Source organism: Staphylococcus devriesei, from assembly GCF_002902625.1.
In the GTDB taxonomy this organism is placed as follows: Bacteria; Bacillota; Bacilli; order Staphylococcales; family Staphylococcaceae; genus Staphylococcus; species Staphylococcus devriesei.
Map to the genome: position 1 here is coordinate 1 of NZ_PPRG01000080.1, position 10,350 is coordinate 10,350.

Sequence of the window (10,350 nt, forward strand, 5' to 3'; positions counted from 1 at the left end):
GAAATTCGTGATGGTTGGGCTAGAGTATACAGTGCTAGCAATAACGGTTTTGTATGGTATGAACGTCTTATCGTTAAAGATATTTATAAAACTTCAGGTGGGAGTAAATTAGCGAATAAACCGAATAAACAAGTAGTTAACCAAAAAAACAAACTAGATAGCACTAATGGATTAAAAGTTGGTAGCATTCCACCTAGAAGTATGAAGAAATCATCTAAGGCCAGATTTAGAGCAAGAGTTGACCATTACGGAGCCACTTTAGTTAAATTTAAAGGTAAGGAATGGTATACAACAAACGATGTTTATAGAGCGGGTTATAGCCAATTTTATGTATTTGAAGTTAAAGACGGTTGGTGTCGTGTTTATTCAAAAAATAACAACGGTTGGATATGGTATGAGCGTTTAAGAATTGCAAAAGTATTCTAGTGTGTTATACTATGTATAGAACATTATCTGAACCCTCCAATTTAGGGTAGTCCAAGTGACTGCCCTATTTTTTATGTTATAATCAATTCACATGCACTCATAAATATTTCCTTTTATATGTATAATCGCCTACGCATGTCACTGGGCGGTTGTTTTTTGTGTTATAATCAAATAGAAATTGCGGTACATATCTGCGGAGTGTACTTGAGGTTAACCGTTACTGACGGTTGCCTCTTTATATGTTATAATATAAACATAGTTTAACGCTAAACGATCTAGCCATAATTCTATTCGGGTTATGGCTTTTTATGTTATAATAAATGTGAGGAAACAGTGCATAGCACTGGCGTACCCGGTTATGTAAATAGTCGGAGTTACGTTTTTATATGTACGGAGGTCTTGCTTGCGTTTAGCAGTAAGTAACTGACCACTCATTTGATAGACGTCTAGTAACCGTATCTTAATAGGTACGGTTATTTTTTTATGCGTAATTTTCAAAAAAACACAAACCATGTTCTTATGAGCGTGGCTTTTTTTATGTGAGGGGCTCGGGTCCCTAAAAAGTCCCTAAAAATTTGTATTATATGGTGTGTTATTAATAGGCAAAATAAAAAGAACCCCGTCGTTATGGGATTCTTAATTTCGAAAAGTGTTTAATTTTCGGTTAATAGCGTCCTGGGAGGGATTCGAACCCCCGACCGATGGCTTAGAAGGCCATTGCTCTATCCAGCTGAGCTACCAGGACATAATTTTTTAACACAACAATTATTATAGCTAAAGAAAACTTATTTAGCAATAGTTATCATATAAAAAAAGTTTATATTTTTCACTAATTACGTGTAATTGTAACTTACAATTCTATCTATAGAGCGACACTCAATATACATCAGAGTTTAAATAATAATAAATATAATTAACAAACTACAATTAATGAGCGCTGTTAAGAAAGGGCCAATAGTTTTAAATTTATTTTTCATAATTAACCCTATAAAGCCATCAAAGAATTGTATAAGTATCATTAAAATTGAAACAATAATTAGGAAATTATTATTGATAAAAACTAACGTAATGATAGAAAGAACAGTTGCTGAAAGGCTACGTGAAAGTGCGTAGTAAGAAATGGTTGATCGACTAATATAGCTAGATTGTATGGAAAAACTCATACTTACTATAGCACTAATAAAAGTGAATATAGCTAAAATTAAATACATAAAATACCTCTTCTTATAAATGAATTGGACATATATTACCTACTATACTACAAAATCCTCTTATACCCTCTCATTTTTCATAATTTCTCATTATTAATAAATATAAAATTTGCGTAGTTATATTAAAGAAAGATAAATAATAATCAGCTCTGTAAAGCCAGTGTAAAGGTATTGTAAACGTTTGCAGAATTGTCAGATTTTGCAAAACATATTTGAATTCCTAAGTGTGTGATTTACAATCTTTGCTTTACAGTTTTGATGATTAATGTCCAAGTTAAGAAAAAAGAGCCAATAGATGGAAGAAGGACTTTATAGTATAAGTATCAAAACGATAGTTAAACACAACAACCTAACAATCGTTTTAAGAATTTTACCTATCAAATTTAAGGAGTGTATAAAATGGAAGGTTTATTCAACTCAATTAAAGATACAGTAACAGCTGGTATTAATGGTGATTGGACTAAATTAGGTACAAGCATTGTTGGTATTGTAGAAAATGGTGTAGGTTTACTAAGCAAATATTTAGGTTTCTAATATAAAAAATAAAAAAGGAATGGAGAATTTAACATGAAAATAGTACAAGCAATTTCAGACGCAGTACAAGCAGGACAAAACCAAGATTGGGCTAAATTAGGTACAAGCATCGTAGGTATTTTAGAAAATGGTATTAGTTTCTTAGGAAAAATTTTCGGTTTCTAATTTAATCAATAAAAACAAAATGCTAATAAATAAAGAAATGGAGAGATTATAATGCAAAAAATCGCAGAAGCAATCGCAAACGCAGTACAAGCTGGACAAGACAAAGACTGGGCTAAATTAGGTACAAGCATCGTGGGTATCGTAGAAAACGGAGTAAGCGCTCTAGGAAAAATCTTCGGTTTCTAATAAAGCAATAATACAAAATACAAATTTACTAAATTAAAAAATTAAAGAAATGGAGAGATTATAATGCAAAAAATCGCAGAAGCAATCGCAAACGCAGTACAAGCTGGACAAGACAAAGACTGGGCTAAGTTAGGTACAAGCATCGTAGGAATTGTAGAAAACGGAGTAAGTGTATTAGGAAAAATCTTCGGTTTCTAATAGCTATCATAATAGTTGACCAGAGCAAACGCTCTGGTCTTTTTTTATTGCTAATACATTTTCTGTTAAACTGTATACATAAAAATAATTAAGGATGTACAGGTATGAAATACAATACAATTTTACTGGATTTTGATGACACAATTGTAGATTTTTACGATGCTGAGGATAAGGCGTTTCATAATATGGCGAAGCATTATAATCATTATCCTACTGCAAAGGATTTTCAGTTTTTCAAGCAAGTCAATCAAGCACATTGGGAAGCTTTTCAAAAGAATGAGTTAACGAAAGAAGAAGTATTATCTCATCGTTTTATAGAATATTTTAATCATTATAATATTGAGGTTGATGGGAAAGAGGCGGATGTAATATTTAGAGATGAATTGGCTAAAGCACCACTTAAACATTTCGATACAACTTTAGAAACGCTTGATCGTTTATCACAAATGTGTGAATTATATATAGTGACAAACGGTGTGACAGATACCCAGAACCGTCGTATTGCTCAACTAGAAGATAAAGAGATGTTTGATGATGTATTTATATCTGAGGAAACTGGTTATCAAAAGCCAATGACTGAGTTTTTTGATTTTATTTTCAAAAAGATTGGTAATGACAAACGTGAAAATTCAATAATAGTTGGAGATTCTTTAACCTCTGATATATTGGGAGGAAAGAACGCTAATATTGCTACATGTTGGTTTAACATTAGAGGGAAAGACAATAATACAGGTATTCAACCAGATTATGAAATTACAACGTTAACTGAATTAGTGGATTTAATTGAGAAGGGTTAAATAGCCGACAACCTGAGACGTAGGATAGCAATGTTTATACTTTGTACGACTGATTATATATCAAAGTCTAAACGCTATTCTCAACATCTCAGGTTGTGATATTTATTAAAAGCTATTAGTTGTTTGGTGCCCAGATTAATACATCGTGACCTTCTGGATTCTTTGCTTGAACATCTTCGAACCCATGACTAATTAAAAATTCTTTAGATTCTTGACGTGCGATTGCTTTAATAGGCATATTATAAGATTTAGCATAGTCAATTAAATCTTTTCCATACCCTCGATTATTATATTGTTCTAAAACTTCTAATTTCCATAATAATAGGTAGTCATCATATTTTGGGAAATACTTTTCCTCTACGTCACCTTTTTTTAATAGTGCCATACGGGCAGCTAAATTTTCCCCATTGAAGATGCCATAGAATGGTGAGTCAGAGCTCGCATCAATCATTTGTCCATTAAACTCTTCTACCATATATAAATCTTGATTGCCGAATGCCCTGAACGCCTCAAATAATTCATCAGTTTTATAATTGATTTCAAGATGTTTCACTTCACTCATATTGCAATGCCCCCTTATTTATTTTATGTTATTATAACGCAAAAAGTAGGTAAATTTCATTTAATTGAATAATGGAAGAAGTGTTGAAGTCACAAATGAAAAATATTTCTTTCATATGTAAGCCGTAAAATTGTCAGATAGTGCTATAATCTTTATACTATATGAGTAATAGCAATGTTGAAGGAGTATGGGTATGGACTGTCAAGTAACATATTTTAAAGAAAAAGATGCGTTTATTACTAAATTAGAAAATAGTGACGAACAACTATTAAAATTTTATCAATATAATCCGGTTGAACAATCAAGCTTCATTAATAGAATGAATAGTTCGAATAATGGAAGAGAACAACAGTTAGCGCAAATTATCGGGGCATATATGTCTGATTTAGATATAACTGCGTCTCAACAAGAAAACTTAAAAGCACTAGAAAATGGTGCGAAGGTAGTCATAGGTGGACAACAAGCAGGAATGTTTGGTGGCCCTTTATATACATTTCATAAAATACTGTCCATTGTAATATTAAGCAATCAATTAAGTGAGGAACATAATAAACCGGTTGTGCCTGTATTTTGGATTGCTGGTGAAGATCATGATTTTGACGAAGTAAACCATACTTACGTTTACAATTCAAAAGAAGCTCAATTGCATAAAATAAAATACCATACTATGACGCCACTTGAAACGAATGTGTCGCGTTATTCACCAGATAAAGAAGCACTTATTGAGACTTTGAAACAATTTTTCAAAGAATTAAAAGAAACTGAAAATACCAAACCACTTTACAATAAATGTTTAAATATCATAAACCAGTTTGATACATGGACAGATTTATTTAAAGGATTGTTACATGAAGTTTTCAAAGAACATGGTGTATTATTTATTGATGCGCAATTTGACCAATTACGTCAACTTGAAAAACCATTGTTAAAAAAAATAATTGAAAAGCATCAAGAAATTGATGAAGCGTTTAGGTCTACTCAACAACAAACAAAGACGTTAGGGTTAGAACAAATGATTCAAACGGAAACAAATGTGCATTTATTCTTACATAAAGATAATATGCGACAACTCTTAACTAAAGAGGGAGACGTCTTCAAACTAAGTAAATCGGATGTTGAATTTTCAAAAGAAGAGATATTAAGTTTAATCGAGTCTGAACCGGAACGCTTTTCTAATAATGTAGTAACAAGGCCAGTGATGGAAGAGTGGCTCTTTAATACAGTGGCGTTTGTTGGGGGACCTAGTGAAATTAAATATTGGGCAGAATTAAACGAAGTATTCAAACTCTTAAACGTAGAGATGCCTATCGTCTTATCACGAATGAAAATGACGTATATCACTGAAAGAACAGATAAGCTATTAGACCAATATCAACTGAAAGCAGATAATGTGATTCAATTAGGTATTGAAAATGATAGAACAAAGTTTGTTCGTGAACAGGCTTCGGAAGACTTTATTCAACGAGTCGAAGAACTTAAAGCGGAGCACGCTAAAATTTATAAACATTTGTTAGCTGAAGTAGAGGGTAATCAAGATAACGTAAATTTAGTGAACAAGAATAATGAAATTCATAATGATCAATTTGATTACTTGTTAAAACGCTATTTACTTAATATCGAAAGAGAGAACGATATTAGCATGAAACATTTTAGAGAGTTAGAACATGTGTTACGTCCACTCCACGGCTTGCAAGAAAGAATATGGAATCCACTACAAATCATGAATGATTTTGGGATAGATGTGTTCAGCCCCTCCACCTATCCACCACTTGAATATACATTTGAACAAATTATAATCAAACCTTGATTTAATAAGTATTTGACCCATTTTATCAATAAGATAGAATGGGTCTTTTTATATATTTATAAAGAATTTTAAGATATTTTACAGAATTAGTGGAGGATAGTGGTGAGATGTGGTAAATTATAAATAAGGTGAGGTGATAATAATGTTCATGGGAGAATACGAGCATCAACTTGATGCTAAAGGTCGTATGATTATTCCGTCTAAGTTTAGATATGACTTAAATGAACGATTTATTATCACGCGAGGCCTTGATAAATGTTTATTTGGTTACACACTTGAAGAATGGCAACAAATTGAAGATAAAATGAAAACCTTACCGATGACAAAAAAAGATGCACGTAAGTTTATGCGTATGTTCTTCTCTGGTGCCATTGAAGTTGAACTTGATAAACAGGGGCGTATCAATATACCTCAAAACTTGAGGAAGTACGCTAACTTAACTAAAGAATGTACAGTAATAGGTGTTTCAAATCGAATTGAGATTTGGGATCGAGAAACATGGAATGATTTTTATAATGAATCTGAAGAAAGTTTCGAGGATATTGCTGAAGATTTAATAGATTTTGATTTTTAATGGAGGAATTAACCGTGTTTCATCATATAAGCGTCATGCTCAAAGAAACAATTGATTATCTTGACATCAAAGAAGATGGTATTTACGTAGACTGTACGCTTGGTGGTGCGGGACATGCACTCTATTTATTAAATCAATTGAACGATGACGGTAGATTAATTGCAATAGATCAAGATACTTCCGCTATTGAAAATGCTAAAGAAGTGTTAAAAGATCATCTACACAAAGTCACGTTTGTGCACAGTAACTTTAGAGAATTAACTGACATTTTAAAAAAATTAGAAATTGAAAAAGTGGATGGTATTTACTACGATTTAGGGGTTTCAAGTCCTCAACTAGATATCCCTGAAAGAGGATTTAGTTATCATCACGATGCAAAATTAGATATGAGAATGGATCAGACCCAAAAATTAAGCGCTTACGAAGTAGTGAATAACTGGTCGTTTGAAGCGCTAGTTAAGACGTTTTACCGTTATGGTGAGGAATCATTTTCAAAGCAAATCGCACGACGAATTGAAGCGCATCGTGAACGACAACCAATCGAAACAACATTAGAACTTGTAGATATCATTAAAGAAGGTATTCCGGCTAAAGCTCGTCGAAAAGGTGGTCATCCTGCCAAACGAGTTTTTCAAGCTATACGTATCGCGGTTAATGATGAATTATCTGCATTTGAAGATTCAATTGAACAAGCAATTGAATTAGTTAAAGTAGGTGGCAGAATATCAGTGATTACTTTCCATTCATTGGAAGATCGATTATGCAAGCAAATTTTCCAAGAATATGAAAAAGGTCCTGACGTGCCTAGAGGGTTACCAATTATTCCTGAAGCGTATACACCTAAATTAAAAAGAGTGAATCGCAAACCTATCACAGCAACTGATTCAGATTTAGACGAGAATAATAGAGCGCGTAGTGCTAAATTACGTGTTGCAGAAATACTAAAATAAGGAGTAATTGAAGAAGATGGCTGTAGAAAAAATATATGAACCATATAATGAAGTCCAGCACAACAGCATACCGAAGCAACAACCGCAAACTGAACCACAGACCCGTACAGTTACTAAGAAGGTTGTAGTCCAACTTACAAGATTTGAGAAGTTCTTATACATAACGCTTGTCACTGCAATTGCTGTCATCGCTATCTATATGCTATCTTTAAAAATGGATGCGTATGATACTAATGGGAAAATTGCAGATTTAGAAACAAAAATAGAACAACAATCAAGTGAAAACAGCGCAATTCAATCTGAAATTAAGAAAAATTCTTCTTACGAACGCATTTACGATAAGGCAAAAGAACAAGGAATGAGCCTAAAGAACGATAATGTAAAGGTAGTGCGTACTAATGGCGAAGCGAAAAATTAAAATTAGAAAAAATAAATTAGGAGCAGTCCTCCTTGTTGGTATATTCGGACTGCTCTTTTTTATATTGGTTCTAAGATATTCATATATTATGTTAACGGGTCATTCGGATGGCCAAGATTTGATTATGCGAGCTAATGAAAAATATTTAGTTCAAAATAACGAACAAGCTGAACGAGGAAAAATATATGATAGGAAAGGAAATATCCTTGCGGAAGACGTTGAAAGGTTTAAGGTGGTAGCAGTCATAGATAAAAGTGCGAGTGATAATAGTGACAAACCACGTCACGTGGTCGATAAAAAGAAAACTGCTAAACAATTAGCGAAAGTTATCGATATGAAACCTGAAGAAATTGAAAAACGTCTTAACCAAAAGAAAGCATTCCAGGTTGAATTTGGTCAAAAAGGGTCGAACCTAACTTATCAAGATAAAGAAAAGCTCGAAAAAATGAAATTACCTGGTATTACGTTATATCCAGAAACTGAACGTTTCTATCCTAATGGTAACTTTGCTTCACATTTAATTGGGATGGCTCAAAAAAATCCCGATACAGGTGAATTAAAAGGTGCTTTAGGCGTAGAAAAAATATTCGATAGTTATTTAAGTGGTAAGAAAGGTGCATTATCCTATGTACAAGATATTTGGGGATATATAGCTCCAAACACTAAAAATGAAAAAGCGCCTAAGCGTGGGGATGACGTTCATTTAACAATCGATTCCAACATTCAAGTGTTTGTGGAAGAAGCATTAGATGACATGGTTAAGAGATATCAATCAAAAGACCTATTTGCAGTAGTTATGGATGCTAAAACTGGAGAAATTTTAGCTTTCAGTCAACGACCAACGTTTAATCCAGAAACGGGTAAAGATTTCGGTAAAAAATGGGCGAACGATTTATATCAAAATACCTATGAACCCGGTTCAACATTTAAAACGTATGGATTAGCTGCAGCAATTCAAGAAGGTAAATTTGATCCAAATAAAAAGTTTGAATCAGGACATCGTGACATTATGGGATCTCGTATTTCAGACTGGAACAAGTCAGGTTGGGGTGAAATTCCTATGTCACTTGGCTTCACATATTCATCTAATACATTAATGATGCATTTACAAGACTTAGTAGGTGCAGATAAGATGAAGTCTTGGTACGAACGGTTTGGATTTGGTAAAACTACTAATGGCTTATTTGACGGTGAAGCTTCAGGTAACATTGCTTGGACAAACGAGTTACAACAAAAAACGTCTGCATTCGGTCAATCGACAACAGTTACACCAGTTCAGATGCTACAAGCACAATCAGCGTTCTTTAATAAAGGTAATATGTTGCAACCATGGTTCGTGCAAAGTATTAATAATCCAATTTCTAATAAAACTTTCTATAAAGGTGAAAAGACAATCGCAGGTAAACCAATCACTGCGTCAACCGCAGATAAAGTTGAAACTGAATTGGATAAAGTAGTAAATAGTAAGAAAAGCCATGCGATGAACTATCGCGTGGATGGCTATGATATTGAAGGTAAGACAGGGACCGCTCAGGTTGCTGACCAAAACGGTGGAGGTTACGTTAAAGGTGCGAATCCATACTTTGTAAGCTTTATTGGCGATGCACCTAAGAAAGACCCTGAAGTTATTGTCTATGCTGGTATGAGTTTAGCTCAGAAAAACGATCAAGAAGCGTATGAATATGGGGTAAGTAAAGCCTTTAAACCTATTATGGAAAATACACTGAAATATCTCAATGTAGGCTCTAAAAAAGATGAAACTAAGACTGCTCAGTATACTAAAGCACCAAATGTCGTAGGACAGACTTCAGATAAAGCACAAGATAGTCTTAAATCTGAAAACCTACAACCAATTATAATTGGCAGTGGCGATAACATTAAATCTCAATCAGTAAAAGCCGATAAAAAGTTATTACCAAACAGTAAAGTATTATTACTAACTGACGGAGATATAACTATGCCAGATATGAAGGGTTGGACTAAAGATGACGTCCTTGCATTCCAAGAGTTAACTGGTATCGATGTGACAACCAAAGGAAGCGGTTATGTCACGAAACAATCTATCTCTAATGGTACGACATTAAAAGATAACAGTAAGATAGAAGTTGAATTATCTACAGATGATCCAGATGCTACATCTAATAATTCGAATAATAGTTCATCCGCTACAAGTGATGCTTCTTCAAAACAGGATGATTCAAGTAGTGAGGATGAAAGTGATTCTTCCTCAAGCAATAATGATGAATCTAGCTCAAATAATGATTCGAATAGCGATTCGAATTAACACTTGAGATACTGCTTGTACCTGTTTTATTAAAATAATTAAGTATAGAATTGCGAGGTGGGGGAGAGGACATAATACAAAGATGATCCTTGCCCCTTACTTGCTATCTTGCTTAAATCTATATAATGTTATTTCAAAAATTGATAAACTGAGTACAGTAAAATATAACTTACAATTAATAATTTAAAAATTTAATATACATAAAGGAGAATATTATGCCTGTCTCTTATACACATCT

General features: G+C 33.3%; 11 protein-coding genes, 1 tRNA gene and 1 pseudogene. 11 read left to right on the forward strand and 2 right to left on the reverse strand.

The features are described from left to right. Positions 1 to 426 (forward strand): annotated as a pseudogene (locus tag CD147_RS12135) (N-acetylmuramoyl-L-alanine amidase); the annotation flags it as partial. A 671-nt stretch (positions 427 to 1,097) separates the two neighbouring features. Here CD147_RS12135 and CD147_RS10850 read toward each other — a convergent pair. Then, a tRNA-Arg gene (locus CD147_RS10850) sits at positions 1,098 to 1,171 on the reverse strand. Between the two features lie 865 nt (positions 1,172 to 2,036). Between CD147_RS10850 and CD147_RS10860 the strand changes: the two genes are divergently transcribed. The 5 genes from CD147_RS10860 (at position 2,037) to CD147_RS10880 (ending at position 3,517) form a co-directional block, all read left to right on the forward strand. After that, complete coding sequence (locus tag CD147_RS10860; protein ID WP_103167484.1) at positions 2,037 to 2,171, forward strand: beta-class phenol-soluble modulin; 135 nt, start codon at positions 2,037 to 2,039, stop codon at positions 2,169 to 2,171. A 33-nt stretch (positions 2,172 to 2,204) separates the two neighbouring features. Continuing rightward, on the forward strand, positions 2,205 to 2,336 hold the full coding sequence (locus CD147_RS10865) for a beta-class phenol-soluble modulin (protein WP_103167485.1): 132 nt from the start codon (positions 2,205 to 2,207) through the stop codon (positions 2,334 to 2,336). Positions 2,337 to 2,387: 51 nt separating this feature from the next. After that, positions 2,388 to 2,522: a beta-class phenol-soluble modulin gene (locus CD147_RS10870; RefSeq protein ID WP_103167486.1), complete on the forward strand. Its 135-nt coding sequence runs from the start codon at positions 2,388 to 2,390 to the stop codon at positions 2,520 to 2,522. 63 nt (positions 2,523 to 2,585) lie between these two features. Then, positions 2,586 to 2,720: a beta-class phenol-soluble modulin gene (locus tag CD147_RS10875; protein WP_103167487.1), complete on the forward strand. Its 135-nt coding sequence runs from the start codon at positions 2,586 to 2,588 to the stop codon at positions 2,718 to 2,720. Positions 2,721 to 2,824: 104 nt separating this feature from the next. Then, positions 2,825 to 3,517 carry a YjjG family noncanonical pyrimidine nucleotidase gene (locus CD147_RS10880; RefSeq protein ID WP_103167488.1) on the forward strand — a complete coding sequence of 231 codons (693 nt, stop codon included), beginning with the start codon at positions 2,825 to 2,827 and terminating at the stop codon, positions 3,515 to 3,517. Between the two features lie 115 nt (positions 3,518 to 3,632). On the opposite strand, the gene CD147_RS10885 is transcribed toward CD147_RS10880, so the two are convergent. Beyond that, on the reverse strand, positions 3,633 to 4,079 hold the full coding sequence (locus CD147_RS10885) for an N-acetyltransferase (RefSeq protein ID WP_103167489.1): 447 nt from the start codon (positions 4,077 to 4,079) through the stop codon (positions 3,633 to 3,635). Between the two features lie 193 nt (positions 4,080 to 4,272). Here CD147_RS10885 and bshC point away from each other — a divergent pair, with 193 nt between their 5' ends. The 5 genes from bshC to CD147_RS10910 all read left to right on the forward strand — a co-directional run bounded on the left by bshC (position 4,273) and on the right by CD147_RS10910 (position 10,112). Beyond that, positions 4,273 to 5,886: a bacillithiol biosynthesis cysteine-adding enzyme BshC gene (gene bshC / locus CD147_RS10890; RefSeq protein ID WP_103167490.1), complete on the forward strand. Its 1,614-nt coding sequence runs from the start codon at positions 4,273 to 4,275 to the stop codon at positions 5,884 to 5,886. Positions 5,887 to 6,028: 142 nt separating this feature from the next. Further along, positions 6,029 to 6,460: a division/cell wall cluster transcriptional repressor MraZ gene (mraZ, locus tag CD147_RS10895; RefSeq protein WP_103167491.1), complete on the forward strand. Its 432-nt coding sequence runs from the start codon at positions 6,029 to 6,031 to the stop codon at positions 6,458 to 6,460. Positions 6,461 to 6,474: 14 nt separating this feature from the next. Further along, positions 6,475 to 7,410, forward strand: a complete 936-nt coding sequence (rsmH, locus tag CD147_RS10900) for a 16S rRNA (cytosine(1402)-N(4))-methyltransferase RsmH (RefSeq protein ID WP_103167492.1) — start codon at positions 6,475 to 6,477, stop codon at positions 7,408 to 7,410. A gap of 16 nt (positions 7,411 to 7,426) precedes the next feature. Continuing rightward, complete coding sequence (ftsL, locus tag CD147_RS10905) at positions 7,427 to 7,828, forward strand: cell division protein FtsL (RefSeq protein ID WP_103167493.1); 402 nt, start codon at positions 7,427 to 7,429, stop codon at positions 7,826 to 7,828. After that, a complete protein-coding gene (locus tag CD147_RS10910; protein ID WP_103167494.1) occupies positions 7,809 to 10,112 on the forward strand; it encodes a penicillin-binding protein in 2,304 nt (767 codons plus the stop codon). The genes ftsL and CD147_RS10910 overlap by 20 nt, the downstream gene beginning before the upstream one ends. Positions 10,113 to 10,350 lie beyond the last annotated feature (238 nt).

Bases quoted from the DNA above. Each gene is read 5' to 3' on its own strand.
- CD147_RS10870 (WP_103167486.1), top strand. From the start codon at position 2,388: ATGCAAAAAATCGCAGAAGCAATCGCAAACGCAGTACAAGCTGGACAA.
- CD147_RS10860 (WP_103167484.1), top strand. From the start codon at position 2,037: ATGGAAGGTTTATTCAACTCAATTAAAGATACAGTAACAGCTGGTATT.
- CD147_RS10910 (WP_103167494.1), top strand. From the start codon at position 7,809: ATGGCGAAGCGAAAAATTAAAATTAGAAAAAATAAATTAGGAGCAGTC.
- mraZ (WP_103167491.1), top strand. From the start codon at position 6,029: ATGTTCATGGGAGAATACGAGCATCAACTTGATGCTAAAGGTCGTATG.
- CD147_RS10865 (WP_103167485.1), top strand. From the start codon at position 2,205: ATGAAAATAGTACAAGCAATTTCAGACGCAGTACAAGCAGGACAAAAC.
- bshC (WP_103167490.1), top strand. From the start codon at position 4,273: ATGGACTGTCAAGTAACATATTTTAAAGAAAAAGATGCGTTTATTACT.
- ftsL (WP_103167493.1), top strand. From the start codon at position 7,427: ATGGCTGTAGAAAAAATATATGAACCATATAATGAAGTCCAGCACAAC.
- CD147_RS10880 (WP_103167488.1), top strand. From the start codon at position 2,825: ATGAAATACAATACAATTTTACTGGATTTTGATGACACAATTGTAGAT.
- CD147_RS10875 (WP_103167487.1), top strand. From the start codon at position 2,586: ATGCAAAAAATCGCAGAAGCAATCGCAAACGCAGTACAAGCTGGACAA.
- CD147_RS10885 (WP_103167489.1), bottom strand. From the start codon at position 4,079: ATGAGTGAAGTGAAACATCTTGAAATCAATTATAAAACTGATGAATTA.